Genomic DNA, 22,331 nt, shown 5'->3' with positions numbered 1-22,331 from the left:
CTCATAACGCCCTGATGACGGGCGGTTCCTTTGGAAGGACGAACAGATGAAAAAAAGAACCCTTGGAAACAACCTTTCCGTTTCGGCGCTTGGCCTCGGCTGCATGGGCATGACACATGCCTATAGCCCGACCGGCGATGAGAGCAGCGCAATTGCAACGCTGCACCGCGCCGTCGAACTCGGCGTCACCTTTTTCGATACGGCGGAGGTTTACGGGCCCTACAATAACGAGATTCTTGTCGGCAAGGGTTTGAAGCCCTATCGCGACAGGGTGGTCATCGCCACCAAGTTCGGCTTCAAAATCGACACCAGCAAACCCGCTGGCCAGATGATGGTGGGCACCGACAGCCGCCCGGAAAATGTGCGCGCCGTCGCCGAAGCCTCTCTCAAACGCCTCGGCGTCGATGAGATCGACCTGTTCTACCAGCATCGCGTCGATCCGAATGTTCCGATCGAACACACTGTGGGCGCTATGGCCGAGCTCGTCCGGCAGGGCAAGGTGAAGCATCTCGGCCTTTCGGAAGCGAGTGCCGAAACGCTTCGCAAAGCGCACGCCGTTCATCCGATTGCGGCAATTCAGAGCGAATATTCGCTGTGGACCCGCGACGTGGAGGAAAACGGCGTGCTGGATACCTGCCGTGAACTCGGCATCGGTTTCGTTCCCTTCAGCCCGCTCGGGCGCGGGGCTCTGACGGGCGCGCTGAAGTCACTCGACGGCCTTGCATCCGACGACTTCCGCCGCGGCCTGCCGCGCTTCCAGAGCGAAAACTTCGACGCCAATCTGGCGCTCATCAAGCTTCTGGAAGACATGGCGACTGAGAAAGGCGTGACCGCCGGACAACTGGCGCTGGCCTGGGTTCTGGCGCAGGGCGACTTCATCGTTCCTATTCCCGGCACGACAAAAATCGCCAATCTGGAGAAGAACGTTGCCGCAGCGGAGGTGTCGCTGACGGCAGAAGAAGCCGCCAGCCTCGGCGCACTGCTTTCGCCCGCAAAAGTCGCCGGCGCGCGTTACCCGGAACAGATGTCACGGATGGCCAACCGATAACAACAAAAAGCCGCGGCAGTGCCGCGGCTTTTTTCATTCCGTCACCCGTTTTCAGGCGCGCAGGACGCCGCCCGTCGATTTCTCGACATTGCCGACGATCTTGGCCGTCAGGGCCTCGAAATCCTCGTCCGTCAGCGTCTTGTCGACCGGCTGGATCTGCACTTCGATGGCGACCGACTTGCGGTTTTCACCGAGCGATGCGCCCTCGAAAATATCGAAGACATTGACGCCGGTGATCAGCTTGCGGTCAGCGCTGGTCGCAGCCTTGATGATGGCCCCCGCCTCTACCGACTTGTCGACCACGAAAGCGAAGTCGCGCTTGACTGCCTGGAAGGGCGAAAGCTCGAGCGCAGGCTTGGTGCGGGTGGCCTTCTTCTTCGGCTCCTGCATGGCGTCGAGATAAATCTCGAAACCGCAATAGGCGCCGGAGACATCCAGTTCGGAGAGCGTCTTCGGATGGAACTCGCCGAAATAGCCGAGCACGACCTTCGGACCCATCTTGATGGTTCCGGAGCGGCCGGGATGATACCAGCCGGGGCCGCCGGCTTCGATCTGCACATTGGCCATGGGCAGGCCGCAAGCTTCCAGCACCGAGAGCGCATCGGCCTTGGCGTCATAGACATCCACGGGCTTGCCGCCGCCCTTCAAAGCATTGGACCACATGCGGCCGCTGCCTGCGAGCGAGGCCGTGCCACGACGAACACCGCCGGCAACGCGGCGTTGCTTATCAGGTGTATCGCCCTCATAGGTGCCGGAAACCTCGAAGATCGCGACGTCACCATAGCCCTTGTCGGCATTGCGCTGTGCGGCAGTCAGCAGGCCGGGCAGCAGCGAGGGCCGCATGTCCGACATATCGGCCGCAATCGGGTTTGCGAGCTTGAGGGCCGGCGAACCACCGCCGAAGAGTTTCGCCTGCGCTTCCGGGATGAAGGACCAGGTGACGGCCTCGAGCATGCCGCGGCTTGCCAGCGCACGGCGCGCGGTGCGGGTGCGGATCTGCAGCGTGGTCAGGATACGGCCGTTGACCGCGCCGAAGCTTTCCAACGGCTCGGGCTTGATGTTGTCGACGCCATGGATGCGCATGACCTCTTCCACCAGATCGGCCTTGCCATCGACATCCGGACGCCAGGACGGCACGGTGACGGAGACGCGCTCGCCCGTTCCCTCGACGCTGAAACCCAGGCCTTTGAGAATGGCGAGGCTCTCTTCCGCCGAGACTTCCAGACCTGTCAGGCGCTTTACTTCCGCGAGCGGGAAATCCACGACCTTGGGCTGATGCCCCTTGTAACCAACGACCTTCGCCTCGCCGGCAATGCCGCCGCACAGTTCGAGAACCAGCTCGGTGGTACGCTCCAGACCCGGAACCATATATTCCGGATCGACGCCACGCTCGAAACGATAACGCGCATCGGTGATGATGCCGAGCGAACGGCCGGTCTTGGCAATGTTGATCGGATCCCAGAGAGCGGATTCGATCAGCACGTCGACAGTATTGTCATCGCAGCCGGAATGTTCGCCGCCCATGACGCCGCCGATGGATTCGAGACCTTTCTCATCGGCGATGACGACATTGTTCGGGCCGAGCTTATATTCACGCTGGTCGAGCGCGAGGATCGTCTCGCCCTCTTTTGCGCGGCGAACCGTGAGATCGCCCTTGACCTTTGCGGCGTCGAAGACGTGCATCGGCCGGCCCTGATCGAAGGTCATGTAGTTGGTGATGTCGACAAGCGCATTGATGGGACGCAGGCCGATTGCCAGCAGGCGCTGCTGCATCCATTTCGGGCTGGGGCCGTTCTTCACGCCACGAACGATGCGCAGCGAAAAGCCGGGGCAAAGCGCCGCATCGTCCAGCTCAAGCTTCACGTCGACCGGGGTTGCGCCTTCGATCTTGAAGGACGGCGCGGGTCTCGTCTTCAGCTTGCCGAGACCGGAAGCGGCGAGATCGCGGGCAATACCGTAGATCGAGGTGCAGTCCGGGCGGTTCGGGGTCAGGTTGATTTCGATGACCGGATCGTCGAGCCCGGCATAGGCGGCGAAAGAGGTGCCGACCGGCGCATCTTCCGGCAGGTCGATGATGCCGTCGTGATCGTCGGAAATGTTCAGCTCCTTTTCGGAGCACATCATGCCGTGGCTTTCCACGCCGCGTATCTTGCCGACGGCAAGGGTGACGTCGATGCCCGGAACATACACGCCCGGACGCGCGAGCGCACCGACGAGGCCGGCGCGTGCATTCGGAGCGCCGCAGACGATCTGCACCGGCTTGCCGTCTCCGGCGTCAACGGAGAGAACCTTCAGGCGGTCAGCTTCCGGGTGCTTCTCGGCGGAGAGCACCTTGGCGATGACGAAAGGCTTGTAGGCCGCCTTGTCGTCAACGTCCTCGACCTCAAGGCCGATTGCCGTCAGCCGCTCGCAAATCTCATCCAGCGTCGCATCGGTATCGAGATGCTCTTTCAGCCAGGAAAGAGTGAATTTCATGTCTTTGCTCCTTGGCTAACCGGATTAAACGCTCAAACCGCCGAACAGCGTCGGCATGTCGAGCGGACGGAAGCCGTAGTGGTTCATCCAGCGGACATCGGCGTTGAAGAAATCGCGCAGGTCCGGCATGCCGTATTTCAGCATGGCGATGCGGTCGAGGCCCATGCCCCAGGCAAAGCCCTGATATTCATCCGGGTCCAGCCCGCCGGCTCGCAGCACGTTCGGGTGCACCATGCCGCAGCCGAGGATCTCCATCCAGTCCTTGCCTTCGCCGAACTTGACGATGGGACCGGAACGGTCGCACTGGATATCCACCTCGAAGCTCGGCTCCGTGAAGGGGAAGAAGGAGGGGCGGAAGCGCATGACGACGCTGTCGACCTCGAAGAAGGTCTTGCAGAATTCTTCCAGAATCCAGCGCAGATTGCCGACATGCGCCTTCTTGTCGATGACAAGGCCTTCGACCTGATGGAACATCGGCGAATGGGTGGCGTCGGAATCCTGGCGATAGGTCTTGCCGGGAATGACGATGCGGATCGGCGGCTTCTGGCTTTCCATGGTGCGGATCTGCACTGGCGAAGTGTGGGTGCGCAGCACCTTGCGCTCGCCCTTTTCATCCGGCTGGAAGAAGAAGGTATCGTGCATCTCGCGGGCCGGATGGCCTTCCGGGAAATTCAGCGCCGTGAAGTTGTAATAGTCGGTTTCGATATCTGGACCTTCGGCGATAGAGAAACCCATATCCGCGAAGATCGCGGTGATTTCATCGACGATCTGGCTGATCGGATGAATGCGGCCGCGCTCGGCCGGAGACTGGCGGACCGGCAGGCTGACATCCACCGTTTCCGCTTTCAGCCGGGCGGCGATGGCAGCGTCCTTCAGCGCGTTCTTGCGCTCGCCGATGAGGTCGGTGATTTCAGTCTTGAGCTGGTTAATCGCGGCGCCGCGGGTCTGGCGCTCTTCCGGCGTCATGCTGCCAAGCGTCTTGAGAAGCTCCGAAACCGAGCCCTTCTTGCCAAGCGCGGAAAGGCGCACGGCTTCGATGGCCGGCTCATCGGCAGCCGTGGCGATCTCCGACATCAATTGCGATTTCAAGGTATCAAGTTCAGTCATCTTTTCCTGCCTTGCCGGTCTTTTTAACAGCGGCTTCGGGGTTCACAGCATTCATCAGATAGTCGGTCGCCATGATAAAGCGTCGCAGATCACTACCCATCCGCACGCGCCCGATCAACCGGGCAACCGGTAAAAAACGCCCCAGAATGCCGGTCAGACGGCACAATTCTTCCAGCGCCCGGGGCGGGGCGTTTTCGCGCCAGCGGGCGAAGGCGGCATCGCAGGTTTTCCGCGCATCGCAGGCGCGTGTTGCGACCTGTAAAAACAGCAGCCAGATATCGCGGGCCTGCGCCGTCTCGAGCGGCATGACTTCCTGCGGGCGCTCCTCGAAATCCATGAAACCGACGCGGCCGTCTTCGAGAAAAAAGTCGCGCACATGCGGGCGCCCATGGCAAAGGCCTGCCGCATGCAATTCGCCGAGTGCCTCGGCAGATTTTACCAGCAGGGCATCATGTTCCGCCGGCGCGGCTGCCTTTATCGCGTCCATGCGCTCGATGATGGTGGGACCAACATCGCCCAGCACAACTGCGGTCCGGGAAGAATAAATCACGGGCGGGACCGGAAAACCACTGGCCTTGAAGGCCTGCAGCGTGTCGAGTTCGCGACGCATCAGGCCGGCACCGTCGAGCGGCGGCGAAGGGCGCATGAAGGTGTAAGGAAGCAGCTTTGCGAGAAAGGTCTGCAGCTTTATCCACCAGGACGGCGTTTCCGTGCCCTGGCGCTTGATCCATACTGTCAGTTGCGACAGCTCAACCTTCTGGACCCGCCGCTCACTTTTTAACAAAGCGTGCATGAGAGTGGCAATATCTGCATCATCAAGATGTACTCGAAACCCTTCGGCTGTTTCAGCCTGATTTTCATTAACCAGCATTCTCGTCCACCAGGAGATTTTTCAGGGCAGACGCGCTGGATACTCTATTTTTCCTAAATTTCTAAATTAAAAACTACGATACATTCTCGACCAGGCGGGTGCATCAGCCAAACGCAAAACCCGCGCCGGAGAACCGGCGCGGGTTTCAAATGAACAACAGATTGTCCGCGCCGTAATTACTTTACAGCGGTTTCAAACTCGTTGGCCGTACCAGCATCCTTGAGGTACTCAAGCGCCTTCTTCGCTGCTTCGACGAGCGCGCCGAATGCTGCCGGCTCATGGATAGCCATGTCGGACAGAACCTTGCGGTCGACTTCGATGCCAGCCTTGTTCAGGCCGTCGATGAAGCGGCCATAGGTCAGGCCGAATTCGCGAACGGCAGCGTTGATACGCTGGATCCACAGAGCGCGGAAGTTGCGCTTGTTGACCTTGCGGTCGCGGTAAGCGTACTGCTTGGAACGATCCACGGCAGCCTTTGCTGCGCGGATGGTGTTCTTGCGGCGGCCGTAGAAGCCCTTGGCTGCCTTGAGTGTCTTGGTGTGCTTGGCGCGGGAAGTTACGCCACGTTTTACGCGTGCCATGTCATGATCTCCTTAAAGTGTCCAAATGTGCGGAAAAGTCTCAGAGACCGTTCGGCAGGTAGTTCTTGACGACCTTCTTGCCGTCAGCGTCGGCGAGAACCATGGTTCCGCGCGCGTCGCGAATGAACTTGTTGGTACGCTTGATCATGCCGTGGCGCTTGCCGGCGGCGGCTGCAACAACCTTGCCGGTTGCGGTGATCTTGAACCGCTTCTTTGCAGCGGACTTCGTCTTCATCTTGGGCATTTTGCTACTCCGTTTTTGTATCGAAACAGGCAGACGAGGCCTATTTCAAGCTATTCAGGAACGGCCTCGGCATGCCCTGCCGGACCGTTCGGACGCGCGCTTATAACCGCAGTCGGCTAAAAGCGCAACGGGGAAAGCAAACTTCCCCTTGCGATGGCGATTCATGCGGCCTTAAAAGGCTGGCGCAAATTATTTCGGGGCGAGAACCATCATCATCTGACGGCCTTCCAGCTTCGGCTCGGCCTCCACCTTGGCAATCGCCTGGGTGTCTTCCTTCACCTGGAGGAGAAGCTTCATGCCGAGTTCCTGGTGGGCCATTTCGCGGCCGCGGAACTTCAGCGTTACCTTCACCTTGTCGCCATCGTCAAAGAAACGGCCCATCGCCTTCATCTTCACGTCATAGTCATGCGTGTCGATGTTGGGGCGCATCTTGATTTCTTTAACTTCGACGATCTTTTGTTTCTTGCGCGCTTCAGCGGCCTTTTTCTGGGTCGAGTACTTCAGCTTGCCGAGATCGAGGATCTTGCATACCGGCGGTTCAGCGTTCGGCGAAATCTCAACGAGATCGAGACCGGCCTCCTCCGCCAGTTTCAAAGCCTGATCCGTCGGCATGCTACCGAGGTTCTGGCCCTCTTCATCAATAAGCTGAACTCTGGGAACCCGAATTTCCCGGTTGGAGCGCGGCCCCTCCTTGACGGGGGCATCGGCTTTGAAAGGTCTGCGAATGGTCGTATTCTCCTGATCTGTTTCTGGATCACGTCAGCAAAAAACAGCTTGTTTGGTACAAGCGGCGGAAATGTCGTTATTGCCGTGGCGAAGTCAATAGCATATCTGCCCGAAAAGATCACCTGTTGTCACGGTTTTTGCAAATACGCCGCCGTTGTTGCACCAAAATCAGGAGAATTGCATAGGCATGACCGAACAAGCCGCTGAATTCCTGCGCGTAGGCCCAGACAACGACACCCGCGACATTGCTTTCCTTCATCGCCCGGCGGCTTCGGGTGAGAATATACCGATGCTGGTATGGCTCGGCGGCTATCGTTCCGACATGACCGGAACCAAGGCGGTCGAACTCGATCGCTTCGCCGCTGAAAACGGTCTTGCCTGCCTGCGGCTCGACTATTCCGGCCATGGCGCCTCCGGCGGCGACTTCAGGAAGGGCACGATTTCCCGCTGGCTGGAAGAGGCGCTTGCCGTGGTGCGCGCAAAGGCGCCGTCGCGCGTCGTTCTCATCGGCTCCTCCATGGGCGGATGGATTGCGCTACGCATGGTCGAGGAGTTGCGCAAGGCGGATAGCGCGCCATCCGTCGCCGGTCTCGTCCTCATTGCGCCAGCGCCGGATTTCACGCAGGAGCTGATAGAACCCAGCCTTTCGGATGCGGAAAAAACCTCTCTGGCGGAAAAGGGTTATTTCGAGGAACATTCGGAATATAGCCCCGAGCCCAACATCTTCACCCGCGCGCTGATGGAGGACGGGAAGCAGAACCGCGTGCTGCAGGGTATCATCACCACCGGCTGCCCCGTTCACATCCTGCAGGGCATGCGCGACCCGGATGTTCCCTATCAGCATGCACTGAAGCTTTTAGAACATCTTCCGTCCGACGACGTCGTGTTGACGCTGATCCGCGACGGCGACCATCGGCTTTCCCGGCCGCAGGATATCGAGCGGATGCTCGCCGCGGTCAAAGCCCTTGCAATATAGGCATTTGCGCAACGCTCTTAACCATATTCGACGAGTCTTGCGCGCCGCCGATTGCTAGCGATTGACTCAAGCCCCCTATCCCTCTTAACTTTTCGTTAAGAATTAAGGGACGGGTTTCATGATGAACGCACCGCTGGCGCGTGCGCTGCTGTTTGCAGTTGCCGCCGGGCTAATGACTGCTGCCTCCGCCACGGCGGAAACCAAGGGAAGCCCTTCCATGGTGACGGGGGGGATTACCTCCCAGCCTATCGGCCATTATGAGTTCTGTCAGAAATATGCCGACGAATGCAATATTCGCAGCAAGGCGACGCCGCCGCCGCGCGTCACGGATTATGGCTGGGATGTCATTCGCGAGGTCAATACGTCCGTCAACACCACAATCGTGGCGATGACCGATCAGGAAATCTACGGCAAGGACGAAGTCTGGGAATATCCGACGACCGCCGGCGACTGCGAAGATTTCGTGCTGCTGAAGCGAAAGAAGCTGGTCGAGCGTGGTTTTTCCGTGGCTGATCTTCTGATCACCGTCGTGCGCAAGCCGGATGGCGAGGGCCATGCCGTACTGACCCTTCGCACCACCGACGGCGATTATATTCTCGACAATCTCACCGACGACGTGAAGCTGTGGACCGACACCAACTACACCTATCTGAAGCGGCAGGCGTCCTTCAATACGGGCCGTTGGGTGTCCATCGAAGACGGTCGCGACGTGCTGGTCGGCGCATTGCGCTGACGCCTGTGCCAGGTTCGAAGGAATTAAGAGCCCGCTGTTGCGGGCTCTTTCTTTTTTCACCCATTGCCGATGATAATGCCGGCCGCAAGCACCAGTGAGCCGCCGAGGACCACCTGAAACACCGCGCGCAGGAACGGCGTTTCCATGAAGCGGTTCTGAATGAAGGCGATGGCCCAGAGTTCCACGAAAACGACGACGGCGGCAATCGCGGTCGCTGTCCAGAAATGCGGAATGAGATAGGGCAATGCGTGGCCGAGGCCGCCTATGGCCGTCATGATGCCCGAGGCCAGGCCCCGCTTTACCGGAGAACCGCGGCCAGAAAGCTTGCCATCATCATGGGCGGCTTCGGTGAAGCCCATGGAAATACCCGCACCAACGGAGGCCGAGAGGCCGATAAGGAAGGTCTGCCAGGTATCCTGCGTGGCAAAGGCGGCCGCGAAAATCGGCGCGAGCGTCGAGACGGAGCCATCCATAAGCCCCGCAAGACCCGGCTGAATATAGGTCAGAAGAAATTGCCGTTTTGCGGTTTCCGCCTCTTCGGTCTTGCCGTTTTCATCGAGGTGTTTTTCTTGCAGCATCTGCGCAATGTCTTCGTGACCCCGCTCCGCCTCGGCCAGATCGCCGAGGAGCTTGCGTGTTGAGGCATCGCTGGTACGCTTGACGGCCTCATCGTAGAAGCGGATCGCCTGCGCTTCCATCAATTCGGCCTGGGCGCGGATTTTTTCGAGCGACAGGTTCTTCACCAGCCAGTCCGGGGTGCGCTCATAGAAACCACGCACATGTTCGCGGCGGATCAGCGGGATGGTTTCTCCGAAGCGGCGGCGATGCATATCGATCAGCACGTTTCGATGCTGCTGCTCGACCTCGGCCATATCCTCGAAGACTTTGGCGGATTGCGGATATTGCGCGCGCAGATGATCGGCATAGGAGCGATAGATGCGGGAATCGTCCTCCTCGGATGAAATGGCGAGCGCGAGGATTTCCTGTTCGCCAAGGGAGGAAAAGGGACGTTTGGACAGGGAAAAAAGACTGCGAAACATGGCTGAGACCTTTTTTAGAATAATTCTAAATACATCCGCATCGCACCGGGATCAAGCCTTCTTAGAATAATTCTAATAAGGCAAAGGGTCGCATTGCGGGCCGCATCGCAGCGGGGTAAATTCGCGAAAAAGGAAACACCATGCAGGACGACGTTGCGGCCAGAGCCGCTCACAGCGCGGAAATTCAGGACAGGGCGGAAAAAGCCATGGCGGAGATCGGCGTCGATGCCGGTTTCATCGATTTGCTGGTGGAGACATTCTACGGCCGCGTTCTTGCACATCCCACGCTCGGCCCGGTTTTTGATGCGCGGCTTGCTGGGCGCTGGCCGGAGCATATGGCCAGAATGAAACAGTTCTGGGCGGCTGTCGCGTTCAAGAATGGTGGCTATGGCGGCAAACCCGTGCAGGCGCATCTCGGCGTAAAGGGCATGTCGGCGGAGCTTTTCCCGCAATGGCTTGCGCTGTTTTCCGCTACGCTTGATGATATTGCGCCAAGCAAAGAGGCCCACGACTGGTTCATGGAAACGGCGGAACGCATCGCCAGAAGCCTGACGCTTTCACTGTTTTACAATCCCGCAATGGACGACCCGGCGTTGATGCGCAGCAAGTGACGCGGAAAGACGTGACGAAGCAACATTCGCCAAGCATCACCGGAGATCACGCAAGTTTCGAACATTCCCTCTTGATGGCTGCAGGGATAAATGTTTAGTAGCCAGCGGGAGGCGTACCGTGCGGTTCGCCTGTAATATGCAGACATAACAGGGCTTATCGACATGGATCGCAGATCATTTATCCGCAAGGCGGGCGCTCTCAGCGCCGGTGTTACCGCAACGGCGCTTGCCGCTCCGGCTATTGCGCAGGAAAACCCCAAGATCACCTGGCGCATGACATCGTCCTTCACCAAAGGCCTCGACATTCTTTTCGGCGCGGGCCAGATCGTCGCCGACCATGTCAAGGAAGCCTCCGGCGGCAACTTCGTCATTCAGCACTTTGCCGGCGGTGAAATCGTGCCGGCGCTGCAGGCGGCGGATGCGGTGACGGCCGGCACCGTCGAAATGGCGCATACCTGCTCCTATTATTACGTCGGCAAGGACCCGACCTTCGCGCTCGGAACCTCGGTTCCTTTCGGCCTCAATGCACGCCAGACGAATGCCTGGTTCAACCAGGCCGGCGGCAATGAGCTGCTCAACGAATTCCTTGCCCAGCACAATATTTACTCGATCCTGCTCGGCAATACCGGTGCCCAGATGGGCGGCTGGTTCCGCAAGGAAATCAACACCATCGACGACCTGAAGGGTCTGAAGATGCGTATCGCCGGCCTGACCGGCCAGGTGATGCAGAAGGTCGGCGTGACACCTCAGCAGATCGCCGGCGGCGATGTCTATGCGGCCCTGGAAAAGGGCACGATCGACGCCACCGAATTCGTCGGTCCCTATGACGACCAGAAGCTCGGCTTCTACAAGGTCGCGAAATATTATTACTACCCGGCATGGTGGGAAGGCGGCCCGGCCGTTCATGCCTTCGTCAATCTCCAGAAGTTCAACGAGCTTCCGGAGAACTACAAGCGCATCCTGAAAGACGCCTGCGCCGCCGGCAGCGCCAGCATGCTGGAGCGTTACGACGCCCGCAATCCCAAGGCGCTGAAGGAACTCGTGGCGCAGGGCGCCATCCTGCGCCCCTTCAGCCAGGAAATCCTCGATGTCTGCCACAAGGCGGCACAGGACACCTATGCGGAGATTTCTGCCAAGAACGAGAGCTTCAAGAAGATCTACGAGAGCCAGCAGGCCTTCAAGAAGGACGCCTATCTCTGGGCCCAGATCGCCGAATACACCTATGACACCTACATGATGATCCAGCAGCGCAACGGCACGCTCTGATCCCCCATCATTTTCCTACGATCTTCAAACGGTCATCCGGCAGCTGCCGGGTGACCGTTTTGTTTGGCGAGACCAGCTTCCACACTTCACGCTCCCGCCAGTCCACCGGGCTCATGCCGGTGACGCGGCGAAATTCGCGGTTGAAGTTGGACTTGGTCTGAAAGCCGGAGGACAGCATGATCGCCGTCACCGATTGCTCCGTCTCTTCCAGCAACCGGCAGGCTTCGCGGATGCGCAACTGATTGACATATTGCGAGACATTGACGCCGAGCGAGCGGTTGATCGCGCCTGATATCTGCCGGCTCGGTAGGCCGAGGCGTCTTGCAAGCCGCGACAGGTTGAGGTTCTCGTCGCGGTAAAGCGCCTGTGTCTCCATCAGCCGATCAACCCTTGCAACGATATCGCGGTCCTGTTCCGATGGCTCCGCCAACGGTGGCAATTCCGCGACAGGTTCTATGGCTGTTTGCGGCGCCTTGCTCTTGCCGGCCAGCGCGGCCATGAGGCCAATCAACAGCAGGCCAAAAAGATTGGCATTGCTGACCAGCGCTGCGACATTCTGCCCATGCGCCCATTCGAAATCGAAAAACACGAGCAGATCGAACAGGGCAGAAACACAAAGAGCGATGGCAGCGATAATAAGCGCCCGGTGCGCCGAGGTGACGCTGGCAAATTGCGCCTCGTCCAGCCCATCCGGCCCCTTTCTGCCAAGAAGAAGCAGGGCAATGGCGTGGCCGACAAAAATGACGATCAGCGCAAGATCGATCGCCATCGGCCAGATGAATTCCATGATGACGATGAGCAAAGGCGACAAAGCGAGGTTGGCAAGCATCGCTATCCTGCTCTCCGCCGCCACTCTCATCAGCCCACGAAAAGCAATGTAGACGAGCGGCGGCAGGCAGGCGGCGAGGACCGGCAAAACATAACGCGCTTCGCTGACGCCATACCCCCAGCGCAGTCCGACAAGGACGGATTGAAGGGCACAAAGCGCGATCAACGTCAGAAAGGCCCGATTGGTTCGCACATCGTCTCCGCCTCGAAAGAACACGATGAACATGACAACCAGCAGAAGCGCCACGACGAAAGGCAGCGGAATGAACAGCACGAATGAATATCCCCGAAACAACGGCTTATATTGCCAATTCATGGACCAGATCGCGTTTCGGGACGACCTTTAACACGATCAAGGACGCAAAAAACATGTCACGGCGCAGATTGAACCCCGTTCTTTCCAACCGCACGAGGTTTTCATGCGCCCTATCGCCACCGTCACGGCCATCCTGTTTTCCGCTCTCGTCACCCAGCCTGTTTTTGCAGGCGAGGCTGTCGGCGTCAGCGAAACCACCATCCATTCGCCGGCACGCGGCAAGGATCTTGCCGTCACCATCTGGTATCCCTCCGACGGAAAGGGCACGCAGACGGTTTCCGGCGATGACCGGATTTTTCAGGGCGCGCCCGTGTTCAAGGATGGTGCTGTGAAACCGGGTCGGCTGCCGCTTGTGCTTCTGTCTCACGGCTCGGGTTCACGAGTGTCCGGCATGGCATGGATCGCAGCGAAGCTTGCGAGCGAAGGTTTCATTGTGGCAGGAGCCAACCACCCCGGCACCACCAGCGGCGATTCCACACCCGCCGATACACCGAAAATCTGGGAGCGAACGGACGATCTCTCCACGATTGTCACTGTTCTAACGGCAAAGGGCAAATGGTCGAGTGCTATCGACGCGCAAAGGATCGGCGTGCTCGGCTTTTCGCTCGGCGGCAGCGCGGCGATGGAGATTTCGGGCGCGCGCGCCGATCTCGATGCCTATGCGCGCTATTGCGAAGACTATGCCACGATGATGGATTGCCAATGGTTCGCCGGTGGCCGGGGTTATCTCAATGGCGAGCCGGTCAGCGTGCCGAAGCTCGATCTCAGAACCATAGACAAGGCTCAATTCGAGCAGCAGAACCACGATCCCCGTATTCGGTCCGCCGTGCTGGTTGATCCCGGTCTGGCGCTCGCCTTTCAGCCTGACAGCCTGAAGCAGATCGATATTCCGCTCACCTTCATCAATCTCGGCAGTAAGGGCAAAATTCCGCCCGCCGTGCTTGCAGATAAACTCGCGAACGAAGTGCCCGGCGCGACCTATCAGCAAGTGGATGAGGCCAATCATTTCAGCTTCCTGCCGTTGTGCAAACCGGATGCCGACGCCTTTCTCAAATCCGTCGGCGAGCGCGATCCCATCTGCGAACCGGCCGGACCGCGGGACCGCGCGGATATTCACGCACAATTGGAGACGATGATCGCTGCCGCCTTCAACCGTACACTGAAGCCGGGTCAGTAAGGCGGCAGACTGAAAGGCCTAGCCGATCCGCTTGTAGAAAAGGGTCGTGCCGCAAAAGCCTCCATCAGGAAACAGGGCGTAATCGGGGATGACGCCGACCCGCTCCCAGCCGAGGCGAGGATAAATCGCCTCGGCATCGCTGCCCGTGGCCGTATCCAGCACCAAAAGGGTACGACCGCGTTTCGCCGCCTCCTCTTCCACTTTTTGCATGAGTTTGCGGGCAAGCCCGAGGCCTCGCGCGGACGGGTGCACCAGAAGCTTCATCAGATCGCCGCGATGCGGCTGGTTGGGTTTGGAGGCAAGGCCGACCTGCACGGTGCCCACCACCTTGCCATCCACTTCCGCCACCACATGAATGGTCGCCCCCTCGCCCACTGTTTCCGCTGCGGATCGCCAGAAAGGTTCGGCATCCTGTGGAGAAAAGGGCAACATGAAGCCGACGGACGCGCCGCCGTTCACGCAGGCAGCGAGGACTTCGCAGAGTTCAGGCAGGGCATCAATCGTCTCTTCCCGGTTCAACACGCGGATGGTGGTCATAAAAACTCCTGTCGGGGAAATCAGCGCTGTCTTTGATCCAGCACGACGGCATAACGGGCAGGTTTTTCGGTAGGATTGTGGAAAACATGCCCCTCGCCAACCGGCATGAAAAGGCAATCGCCGGGTTCCAGCCGGTGAACGTCTCCGCCGCTCGTCATTTCCAGCACACCTTCGAAAAGCCAGACATATTGCGTCATCCCCCGGCTCGCCGCATGCGGAGGGAAGCCGACGCGCGCGCCGGGCGGAAATTCGACTTCGACGATATCGACATCGGATCCCACACGCGGCGGAGAGATGGCGCGGCGCACATAACCGGTCTCCGGATCTTTCCAGAGCTGCTGATCACGCTTTTTCATGAGCGGGGACACAGCCTCTTCGTTTTCAGCGAAGAAACCGGAAAGCGACAGGCCAAGGGCTGCGCAGATGCGGGCCAGCAGCGAGGCCGTGGGGCTCGCCTCTCCACGCTCGATCCGGGAAATCATGGCGCGGCTGACGCCGGATTCGGCGGCGAGCCTGTCCAGCGTCAGGCCGTTTTCAGCCCGCAATGTTTTGATCCGCTCGCCGATGGAGCGCTCAAGAATATGATCTTCGTTTTCCATCATATGAGAATTGCACTCTCATATGATGGAGTCAATATCCACGATAATGGAAACTATCATCTTCTTTGCCGCCGGTCGCTTGCGGCAAAAGAACGTCTCAGGCGCCGACCTGGGCAATCCAGTCGTTCAGATTATAGTAGTTCGTTACTCGGCTAACTTTGCCGTCCTTCAGGTCGAAAAAGGCACCGGCCGGCAGTACGTATTTCTGGCCATTCGCCTCGGGCAATCCCTCGTCGGTCTTGAGATATTCGCCGTTGACGATGAATTCTGCGGAAGCACGCTTGCCATCTTCGCTCGCCATGATGACCATGTCGGTGAGGTTTTCCTTATAGCAGCGGTTCATATGGTCCATGAAGGAAGCGAAGGCGGCCTTGCCGGTCTGGCGCTCGCCCTGATTGATGTCGTGCACCACCTCATCGTGAAGAAGCGCCAGAAAGGTATCCATGTCCTGACGGTTGAAGGCTTCGTAGTAGGCGCGGATGGTCTCGGCAGCGGTCATCGTCTTCTCCGTTCAATGCTTGCGCGGGTTTTCCATGACGGTATAACCAGTGCAACCGAAAGTGAAAATGCCCATGACCGTCGAAATCAAGTCTCTTTCCGGCATTGACGCCACACCCTATTTCGATGACCTCGCGCGCCTGCGGATCGAGGTGTTTCGCGCCTTTCCCTATCTCTATGACGGCTCGCTGGACTATGAGCGCAAATATCTCGCGACCTATGCCGATACGGACGGCGCCGTCTTCGTGCTGGCGCTTGATGACGGCAAAGTGATCGGCATGTCCACCGGCATGCCGATGGCGGCCGAGACCGAAGAGGTGAAGGAGCCCTTCGTCAAAGCAGGTTACGATCCGGACCGGATATTCTACTTCGGTGAAAGCGTACTTCTGCCCGGCTATCGCGGCCACGGCATTGGGGTGCGTTTCTTCGAAGAACGGGAGGCGCATGCAAAGCGGCTCGGTTTCGACAGGTGCACTTTCTGTGCTGTGGAGCGACCCGCAGACCATCCACGACGCCCGGCGGACTACGTGCCGCTGAACGCCTTCTGGGAAAAGCGCGGTTATAGCCATCACCCGGAACTGCGCACCAGCTTCACATGGCAGGACCTCGACGAAAGCGTTGAAAGCCCGAAACCGCTGTCCTTCTGGATGAAGACCATTCTTGCCGGAGACGGAGACAAATGACACGCCTTGCCGCCAGCCAATATGCCATCGAGCTGATCGAGACATGGGAGGCTTATGCCGCGCATCTCTCCGCCATCATTCGCGAGGCGAAGGAAAAGGGTGCGGAACTGCTGCTTTTGCCGGAATATTCGGCAATGACGCTGACCGGGCAATTGCCGCCCGCCGCGCGCTCCGATCTGCACCGTTCCATCGAAGAGATACAGCCGTTGATCCCTTCCTGGGTAGAGCTTTGCGAGGAGCTGGCGCGGCAACATCAAATCCTCTTCCAGCCGGGAAGCGCGCCGGTGAAGGACCCGGACGGCAAGTTCCGCAACCGCGCATGGCTGTTCGGCCCGGATGGGCTGATCGGTTATCAGGACAAGCAGATCATGACCCGCTTCGAGCGGGAGCAATGGAACATTCATGCCGGCATCGAGGGCCTGAAAGCCTTCGAGACGCCGATCGGCAGGCTTGGCATCCTCATCTGTTACGACAACGAGTTCCCGATGCTAGGCCGCAGACTGGCGGAGCTCGGCGTCGAACTCGTGCTCGCCCCCAGCTGTACCGACACGTTGGCGGGTGCTTACCGGGTACGAATCGGCGCGCAGGCCAGGGCATTGGAAAACCAATATGCCATCCTCTCCTCCCCCACCGCGGGCGAGGCCCCATGGTCTCCCGCCGTCGATGAGAATCGCGGCCGCGCCGCCCTTTACGTGCCGTCCGACTACGGCATGCCCGCATCCGGTATCGTCGCGGAAAGCGAAAGCGATGCGGTGACACAGAGCACGCTTCTGATCGCCGATATCGATCTTGCCGCCGTCGCAAGGCTCCGCACTGAAGGACAGGTGGCCACCCGGCGCGACTGGCCGGAGCAATTTGCGATCTGAAAAGCCCATTTTAAAAGGCTTTTAACCAAATTCCCGCTTTGCGGTGTGACAAGCCCCTGCTATAGCGCGGGACATGAGCACAAATTCGACCCGCACGCCCCTGGACCATATCCGCAACTTCTCGATCGTTGCCCACATCGATCATGGCAAATCGACGCTGGCCGACCGGTTGATCCAGTCGACAGGCGGCCTTGCCGAACGCGACATGTCGGAACAGGTTCTCGATTCGATGGATATCGAGCGCGAACGCGGCATCACCATCAAGGCCCAGACCGTGCGCCTGCACTACAAGGCGAATAACGGCGAGACCTATGTGCTGAACCTCATCGACACGCCCGGCCACGTCGACTTCGCCTACGAAGTGTCCCGCTCGCTTTCGGCCTGTGAAGGTTCGCTGCTGGTGGTCGACGCATCGCAGGGCGTGGAAGCCCAGACGCTTGCCAACGTTTATCAGGCGATCGACAACAATCACGAGCTGGTCACCGTGCTCAACAAGATCGACCTGCCGGCGGCCGAACCCGACCGTATCAAGGAGCAGATCGAAGAGGTGATCGGCATCGACGCCTCCGACGCCGTGATGATTTCCGCCAAGACCGGTCTTGGCATTCCCGACGTTCTGGAAGCCATCGTCCACCGTCTGCCGCCGCCGAAGAGCGAAGTCGGCGAAAACGGACCGCTGAAAGCGCTGCTGGTCGATAGCTGGTATGACACCTATCTCGGCGTCATGGTTCTGGTGCGCGTCATCGATGGCGTGCTGAGCAAGGGCCAGCAGATCCGCATGATGGGCTCGGGCGCGAAATACGGCATCGAGCGCGTCGGCGTGCTGACCCCGAAGATGGTCAATGTCGACAGCCTCGGCCCCGGCGAGATCGGCTTCATCACCGCCTCGATCAAGGAAGTTGCCGATACGCGTGTTGGCGACACCATCACCGACGACAAGCGCCCGACGGCGCAGGCCCTGCCCGGCTTCAAGCCCGCGCAGCCCGTGGTGTTCTGCGGCCTCTTCCCGGTCGATGCGGCCGACTTCGAAGATTTGCGCGCGGCGGTGGGCAAGCTTCGCCTCAACGACGCTTCCTTCTCCTTCGAAATGGAGTCCTCCGCCGCCCTCGGTTTCGGTTTCCGCTGCGGCTTCCTCGGCCTGCTGCATCTCGAAATCATTCAGGAACGCCTCGAGCGCGAGTTCAATCTCGATCTCGTCGCCACCGCGCCCTCGGTCGTCTATGAAATGACGCTGACCGATGGCACGGAGAAGGAACTGCACAACCCGGCCGACATGCCCGACGTTGTGAAGATCAAGGAAATCCGCGAGCCGTGGATCAAGGCGACGATCATGACGCCGGACGAATATCTCGGCGGCATCCTGAAACTCTGTCAGGACCGGCGCGGCCTGCAGACGGAGCTGACCTATGTCGGCAACCGTGCGATGATCACCTATGAACTGCCGCTCAACGAAGTGGTGTTCGATTTCTACGACCGGCTGAAATCCATCTCCAAGGGTTACGCCTCGTTCGATTACAACATCATCGACTATCGCGAAGGCGATCTCGTCAAGATGTCGATCCTCGTCAACGGCGATCCGGTGGATGCGCTCTCCATGCTCGTTCACCGCTCGGCGGCCGACCGGCGCGGGCGTGGCATGTGCGAAAAGCTGAAGGAACTCATTCCGCCGCACATGTTCCAGATCCCGATCCAGGCGGCCATCGGCGGCAAGGTCATTGCCCGCGAAACCGTGCGCGCGCTGCGCAAGGACGTGACGGCGAAATGCTATGGCGGCGACGCGACGCGCAAACGCAAACTTCTCGACAAGCAGAAGGAAGGCAAAAAGCGCATGCGCCAGTTCGGCAAGGTGGAAATTCCGCAGGAAGCCTTTATCGCTGCGCTGAAGATGAACGACGAATAAGCGGCAAAATCATATTGCCGTCGCGATTGAAGGGAGGCCCATCGCCTCCCTTTTGCGTTTAGGCTTCTATCACGCGTGCAGCTTCGCACCCTTGGTAATCTTGTCGACGATCTTCCTGTCGGCCCTCAGCGCCATGCCGACCACCTTGGCATTCTCCGGTGAAAACTCCGAAAATACCTGGCGATTGGCGACATCGTGCCCCGTGGCGAACATTTCCTCGATATAAAGCGATGTCGTAACATCGCGCTCGAGGGATCGCTGGTGGATTTTGCGCAACGCCTCCTGATCCGTCGCCATGACGACAATCGGCTGGATGGACAGGGGATTATAGACGTTGCCCGCCCCGTCGCGGTATGGTTCTCCAATGATCTCCTTGGTCTGGGCGACGATCCCGGACATGAGAAATGCGGTAACGTTCAGTTTTTGCCACACGGCAAGGTCATCGCGAAGGATGACGGCGATCTTGGTATCAAACATGCGAACTCAATCTGGCTGTGGTTACGAAAGAGAAGCGATCCTAGCGCCTCGGGGCGTCGGCGATCTTGAACGTTCGTGCAAATTCGAAGGGATCGTGCAGGCACCCTCCAGCGAAGGCATAGAGCGCATCGAAGCGCGTTTTCATGGCAACGCCTATGCGCCGCACCGTCATGATACCTATGCGCTGGGTGTCACGCTTTCCGGCGTCCAGACTTTTTCCTATCGGGGGCAATCGCATTTCAGCACGCCCGGAAGGGTAATCGTGCTGCATCCGGACGAAGTCCACGATGGTGGCGCAGGCACCGATGAAGGCCTGCGCTACCGTATGCTTTATCTTCCGCCCGAAAAAGCGACTGAGGCGGGATATAATGCGCTGCCTTTCGCCCAGAATCCCGTCATCGAGGATGAGGAATTCCGGCAATGCCTCATCGAGGCGCTTGGCAATCTGGAAGGCGCGCCGGACAATCTGCTTCTCACCGACTGGCAGTCGAGACTGGCGGATTTGCTCTGGAAACATTCAAACGGAAGCGCCAGAACCATCAAACGGATCGACCGGATCGCCGTTTTACGGTGCCGGGACTATCTGCTGGAGAATAGCGCCGACACCGTCGGTTCCGAAGAGCTGGAACGGATAAGCGGGCTCGACCGCTTCACGCTCTTTCGGCACTTTCGCTGCCTGTTCGGCACCAGCCCGCACCGTTATCTCATCATGCGCCGGCTGCAAAAATGCAAAGAGATGATGCGTGCGGGTGCGGGCCTTGCGGAAACGGCATTTGCCTGCGGTTTTGCGGATCAGGCGCATTTTACCCGACATTTCAAAAATGCCTTCGGCATGCCGCCGGGCCGCTGGCTCAATCTTGTTTCGCATTGATCATTCCGGAAACAGGATTGACCGGTGAGCCGCAGCACCCGCCATGGCGCCGTCTCCCACCGAAAGGGCGACCGAGCCGGCAGGCCTTGCCACATCACCGCAGGCGAAGATGCCGCGGGCGGTGGTCTGTTTCATGGGATCTGTCACGATGGTCGATCCCATCGGCCCCTCCTCCACGGCGCAGCCAAGTTTTTCCAGCCAGTTCGAGGCGATCCGCAATTTCGGCTGGGTGAAAAGGCCAGCCAATGGGATGCTGCGTCCATCCGCCAGAACGACATCCGCATGCCCCGTAATTTCCCGGATGCGGGTTGTTTCCACCCGCACGCCCCGGGCCGCCAACAATGCCTGCTGATCCCCATCCGGCTCGAATACGCCATTGGTGAAAAAGGTCGTCTCGCCCCAGTCGGGCAGCATCAATGCGTGGTGAATGGCCAAAGGTGAAGCGGCGATGACACCGATCTTTTCCTGATTGAGCTCGTAACCATGGCAATAGGGGCAATGGAAGACCGAAGAGCCCCAACGCTCTTTCAGCCCGGCAATAGCAGGCAATTCATCGGCGACGCCCATGGCGAGGATCAGCCGGTCCGCTGTCTCACGGCGGCTGCCGTCGATCTCGACTACAAAATCGCCGAAGGCGCCTTCGGCATCAGTCACCCTGCCCTCAGCCCAATCTATGGTCGGGTAACGTTCGATCTGGCGGCGCGCCTCGGCGATAATTTCACCCGGCGCCTTTCCATCCTGGCCGAGAAAACCGTGGGAATGGCTGGCGAAACGGTTTCTCCGTTCCCCAGCGTCCACCACCAGAATGTTTTTTCTGGCGCGTCCCAGCTGCAGGGCCGCCGAGAGGCCGGCATAGCTGCCGCCGATAATGATGACGTCGAATTTCATGATGCACCCATCGTTTCAGGACAGAGGCGGAAGCGCCCGTTCATTTCACGATACTTATATTGTTACGTGATTTTTAGAGTCAATAGTCACGCAACTTATATTGTTACATCACCTCGAAAGTGATAGCGTCGGTGTGAACAGACGGGTTTGGACAATGAGACACGACACGCGCCTTTCACGGGTGCTGCATATTCTGATCCATATGGAAAATCATAAGGGTGCGGCGACATCCGAGAGCATCGCGGCGATGCTTCAGACCAATCCGGTGGTGGTGCGCAGGACGATGGCCGGCTTGCGCGAGCATGGTTATGTCTCGTCGGAAAAGGGCCATGGCGGCGGGTGGGTGCTGGCGCGGCCGCTCAGCGAAATCACGCTGCTCGACATTTACCGGGCGCTTGGCGCACCGGAACTGTTCTCGATAGGGCTGGCGGGCGACAACCCGAATTGCGTTATTGAACAGGCCGTCAATGCAGCACTTTTCGACGCCATGAAAGAGGCGGAAAACATTCTGCTATCCCGTTTCGGCAGCATTGCCCTTTCGCAACTGGCACAGGAATCCATCAGCCGTTGGTCCAGGGTTTCCAACCACCCTTCCGCGATGGAGCAGCTTTAGGGCGCGGATGATGGCCGCAAAGAAAAACCGCCTGCCCGGAGGCAGGCGGTTTTATCATATCAGTAGGCCCGTTACGGCTGGGTCTGCGTGCCGCCCGTATTCGGGCTTGCCGGTGCGGTGTTGTTCGCAGGCGGTGTTGCCGGAGCGGTTGGAGCCATGGGCGCCGGTGCCTGATCCGTTGCCGCAGGCGGCGTGGTGGAGGATGTCGTGGCCGGATCGGTGGTCGGGCCGCTCATCTGCGACCAGGCGAAAACGCCCACCAATACGACGACGATGATCGCCAACCACGGCACCCAGGACGACGACGTGCGGGCACGCGGTTCATTGCTGATATTCACTTCCGGACGAAGATCGCGGTCCGGACGCGGGTTGTTGGGATCGAATGTCATGGTGTTTCCTC

General features: G+C 59.2%; 25 protein-coding genes. 11 read left to right on the top strand and 14 right to left on the bottom strand.

Going from position 1 to position 22,331, the window contains the following annotated elements:
* Positions 1 to 46 precede the first annotated feature (46 nt).
* Positions 47 to 1,048 (top strand): aldo/keto reductase, encoded by a 1,002-nt coding sequence (locus tag ACQZ40_RS00785; protein ID WP_271044823.1) that lies wholly within the window; start codon positions 47 to 49, stop codon positions 1,046 to 1,048.
* Positions 1,049 to 1,099: 51 nt separating this feature from the next.
* Here the strand turns inward: ACQZ40_RS00785 and pheT are convergent, their stop codons facing one another.
* The 6 genes from pheT to infC all read right to left on the bottom strand — a co-directional run bounded on the left by pheT (position 1,100) and on the right by infC (position 7,052).
* The gene (gene pheT, locus ACQZ40_RS00780; RefSeq protein ID WP_448747192.1) at positions 1,100 to 3,523 is read right to left on the bottom strand and encodes a phenylalanine--tRNA ligase subunit beta; all 2,424 of its coding nucleotides are present in this window, start codon (positions 3,521 to 3,523) and stop codon (positions 1,100 to 1,102) included.
* A 24-nt stretch (positions 3,524 to 3,547) separates the two neighbouring features.
* Entirely contained in the window at positions 3,548 to 4,630 is a 1,083-nt protein-coding gene (gene pheS / locus ACQZ40_RS00775) for a phenylalanine--tRNA ligase subunit alpha (RefSeq protein ID WP_149742818.1), read from the bottom strand.
* Positions 4,623 to 5,501 carry a phosphotransferase gene (locus ACQZ40_RS00770; protein ID WP_149742817.1) on the bottom strand — a complete coding sequence of 293 codons (879 nt, stop codon included), beginning with the start codon at positions 5,499 to 5,501 and terminating at the stop codon, positions 4,623 to 4,625. Before ACQZ40_RS00770 ends, pheS begins: the two co-directional genes overlap by 8 nt.
* Before the next feature lie 176 nt (positions 5,502 to 5,677).
* A complete protein-coding gene (gene rplT / locus ACQZ40_RS00765; protein WP_003493358.1) occupies positions 5,678 to 6,082 on the bottom strand; it encodes a 50S ribosomal protein L20 in 405 nt (134 codons plus the stop codon).
* Positions 6,083 to 6,122: 40 nt separating this feature from the next.
* Positions 6,123 to 6,326 carry a 50S ribosomal protein L35 gene (gene rpmI / locus ACQZ40_RS00760; RefSeq protein WP_035264590.1) on the bottom strand — a complete coding sequence of 68 codons (204 nt, stop codon included), beginning with the start codon at positions 6,324 to 6,326 and terminating at the stop codon, positions 6,123 to 6,125.
* Positions 6,327 to 6,515: 189 nt separating this feature from the next.
* Positions 6,516 to 7,052: a translation initiation factor IF-3 gene (infC, locus tag ACQZ40_RS00755; protein ID WP_078051391.1), complete on the bottom strand. Its 537-nt coding sequence runs from the start codon at positions 7,050 to 7,052 to the stop codon at positions 6,516 to 6,518.
* Between the two features lie 187 nt (positions 7,053 to 7,239).
* On the opposite strand from infC, the gene ACQZ40_RS00750 reads away from it, so the two are divergent.
* The gene (locus tag ACQZ40_RS00750) at positions 7,240 to 8,028 is read left to right on the top strand and encodes an alpha/beta hydrolase (protein WP_448747191.1); all 789 of its coding nucleotides are present in this window, start codon (positions 7,240 to 7,242) and stop codon (positions 8,026 to 8,028) included.
* 118 nt (positions 8,029 to 8,146) lie between these two features.
* Complete coding sequence (locus tag ACQZ40_RS00745) at positions 8,147 to 8,761, top strand: transglutaminase-like cysteine peptidase (RefSeq protein WP_003524508.1); 615 nt, start codon at positions 8,147 to 8,149, stop codon at positions 8,759 to 8,761.
* 56 nt (positions 8,762 to 8,817) lie between these two features.
* Here the strand turns inward: ACQZ40_RS00745 and mbfA are convergent, their stop codons facing one another.
* The gene (mbfA, locus tag ACQZ40_RS00740; protein WP_078051392.1) at positions 8,818 to 9,801 is read right to left on the bottom strand and encodes an iron exporter MbfA; all 984 of its coding nucleotides are present in this window, start codon (positions 9,799 to 9,801) and stop codon (positions 8,818 to 8,820) included.
* 140 nt (positions 9,802 to 9,941) lie between these two features.
* On the opposite strand from mbfA, the gene ACQZ40_RS00735 reads away from it, so the two are divergent.
* A complete protein-coding gene (locus ACQZ40_RS00735; protein ID WP_142844134.1) occupies positions 9,942 to 10,412 on the top strand; it encodes a group III truncated hemoglobin in 471 nt (156 codons plus the stop codon).
* A 162-nt stretch (positions 10,413 to 10,574) separates the two neighbouring features.
* Entirely contained in the window at positions 10,575 to 11,678 is a 1,104-nt protein-coding gene (locus ACQZ40_RS00730) for a TRAP transporter substrate-binding protein (protein ID WP_125145151.1), read from the top strand.
* Between the two features lie 7 nt (positions 11,679 to 11,685).
* Here ACQZ40_RS00730 and ACQZ40_RS00725 read toward each other — a convergent pair whose 3' ends face one another.
* Positions 11,686 to 12,780, bottom strand: a complete 1,095-nt coding sequence (locus tag ACQZ40_RS00725) for a helix-turn-helix domain-containing protein (protein WP_448747190.1) — start codon at positions 12,778 to 12,780, stop codon at positions 11,686 to 11,688.
* Between the two features lie 145 nt (positions 12,781 to 12,925).
* Between ACQZ40_RS00725 and ACQZ40_RS00720 the strand changes: the two genes are divergently transcribed.
* Positions 12,926 to 13,999: an alpha/beta hydrolase family protein gene (locus ACQZ40_RS00720; RefSeq protein ID WP_448747189.1), complete on the top strand. Its 1,074-nt coding sequence runs from the start codon at positions 12,926 to 12,928 to the stop codon at positions 13,997 to 13,999.
* An 18-nt stretch (positions 14,000 to 14,017) separates the two neighbouring features.
* Here the strand turns inward: ACQZ40_RS00720 and ACQZ40_RS00715 are convergent, their stop codons facing one another.
* The 3 genes from ACQZ40_RS00715 to ACQZ40_RS00705 all read right to left on the bottom strand — a co-directional run bounded on the left by ACQZ40_RS00715 (position 14,018) and on the right by ACQZ40_RS00705 (position 15,634).
* On the bottom strand, positions 14,018 to 14,536 hold the full coding sequence (locus tag ACQZ40_RS00715; RefSeq protein ID WP_448747188.1) for an N-acetyltransferase family protein: 519 nt from the start codon (positions 14,534 to 14,536) through the stop codon (positions 14,018 to 14,020).
* A gap of 20 nt (positions 14,537 to 14,556) precedes the next feature.
* Positions 14,557 to 15,138 (bottom strand): helix-turn-helix domain-containing protein, encoded by a 582-nt coding sequence (locus ACQZ40_RS00710; protein ID WP_448747187.1) that lies wholly within the window; start codon positions 15,136 to 15,138, stop codon positions 14,557 to 14,559.
* Between the two features lie 94 nt (positions 15,139 to 15,232).
* Positions 15,233 to 15,634 carry a ketosteroid isomerase-related protein gene (locus ACQZ40_RS00705; protein WP_271044818.1) on the bottom strand — a complete coding sequence of 134 codons (402 nt, stop codon included), beginning with the start codon at positions 15,632 to 15,634 and terminating at the stop codon, positions 15,233 to 15,235.
* Between the two features lie 73 nt (positions 15,635 to 15,707).
* Here ACQZ40_RS00705 and ACQZ40_RS00700 point away from each other — a divergent pair, with 73 nt between their 5' ends.
* The 3 genes from ACQZ40_RS00700 (at position 15,708) to lepA (ending at position 19,082) form a co-directional block, all read left to right on the top strand.
* A complete protein-coding gene (locus tag ACQZ40_RS00700; protein ID WP_161987707.1) occupies positions 15,708 to 16,316 on the top strand; it encodes a GNAT family N-acetyltransferase in 609 nt (202 codons plus the stop codon).
* The gene (locus ACQZ40_RS00695; RefSeq protein ID WP_078051399.1) at positions 16,313 to 17,182 is read left to right on the top strand and encodes a carbon-nitrogen hydrolase family protein; all 870 of its coding nucleotides are present in this window, start codon (positions 16,313 to 16,315) and stop codon (positions 17,180 to 17,182) included. Before ACQZ40_RS00700 ends, ACQZ40_RS00695 begins: the two co-directional genes overlap by 4 nt.
* A 61-nt stretch (positions 17,183 to 17,243) precedes the next feature.
* Positions 17,244 to 19,082, top strand: coding sequence for a translation elongation factor 4 (lepA, locus tag ACQZ40_RS00690; RefSeq protein ID WP_035240402.1), 1,839 nt, complete (start codon positions 17,244 to 17,246; stop codon positions 19,080 to 19,082).
* 69 nt (positions 19,083 to 19,151) lie between these two features.
* On the opposite strand, the gene ACQZ40_RS00685 is transcribed toward lepA, so the two are convergent.
* The gene (locus tag ACQZ40_RS00685; RefSeq protein WP_078051400.1) at positions 19,152 to 19,559 is read right to left on the bottom strand and encodes a DUF2000 family protein; all 408 of its coding nucleotides are present in this window, start codon (positions 19,557 to 19,559) and stop codon (positions 19,152 to 19,154) included.
* A gap of 94 nt (positions 19,560 to 19,653) precedes the next feature.
* Between ACQZ40_RS00685 and ACQZ40_RS00680 the strand changes: the two genes are divergently transcribed.
* The gene (locus ACQZ40_RS00680; RefSeq protein ID WP_162934009.1) at positions 19,654 to 20,430 is read left to right on the top strand and encodes an AraC family transcriptional regulator; all 777 of its coding nucleotides are present in this window, start codon (positions 19,654 to 19,656) and stop codon (positions 20,428 to 20,430) included.
* Here the strand turns inward: ACQZ40_RS00680 and ACQZ40_RS00675 are convergent, their stop codons facing one another.
* Positions 20,431 to 21,318, bottom strand: coding sequence for an NAD(P)/FAD-dependent oxidoreductase (locus ACQZ40_RS00675; RefSeq protein WP_448747186.1), 888 nt, complete (start codon positions 21,316 to 21,318; stop codon positions 20,431 to 20,433).
* A gap of 154 nt (positions 21,319 to 21,472) precedes the next feature.
* On the opposite strand from ACQZ40_RS00675, the gene ACQZ40_RS00670 reads away from it, so the two are divergent.
* Positions 21,473 to 21,931: an Rrf2 family transcriptional regulator gene (locus ACQZ40_RS00670; RefSeq protein WP_020808452.1), complete on the top strand. Its 459-nt coding sequence runs from the start codon at positions 21,473 to 21,475 to the stop codon at positions 21,929 to 21,931.
* A 71-nt stretch (positions 21,932 to 22,002) separates the two neighbouring features.
* Here the strand turns inward: ACQZ40_RS00670 and ACQZ40_RS00665 are convergent, their stop codons facing one another.
* Positions 22,003 to 22,320: a hypothetical protein gene (locus ACQZ40_RS00665; RefSeq protein ID WP_003524488.1), complete on the bottom strand. Its 318-nt coding sequence runs from the start codon at positions 22,318 to 22,320 to the stop codon at positions 22,003 to 22,005.
* Between the last annotated feature and the right edge of the window lie 11 nt (positions 22,321 to 22,331).

The sequence above is a fragment of the Agrobacterium sp. 16-172Ci genome (assembly GCF_053522725.1).
The sequence above is the reverse complement of the archived record's forward strand: the minus strand, read 5'-3'. Positions and strand labels throughout refer to the sequence as shown.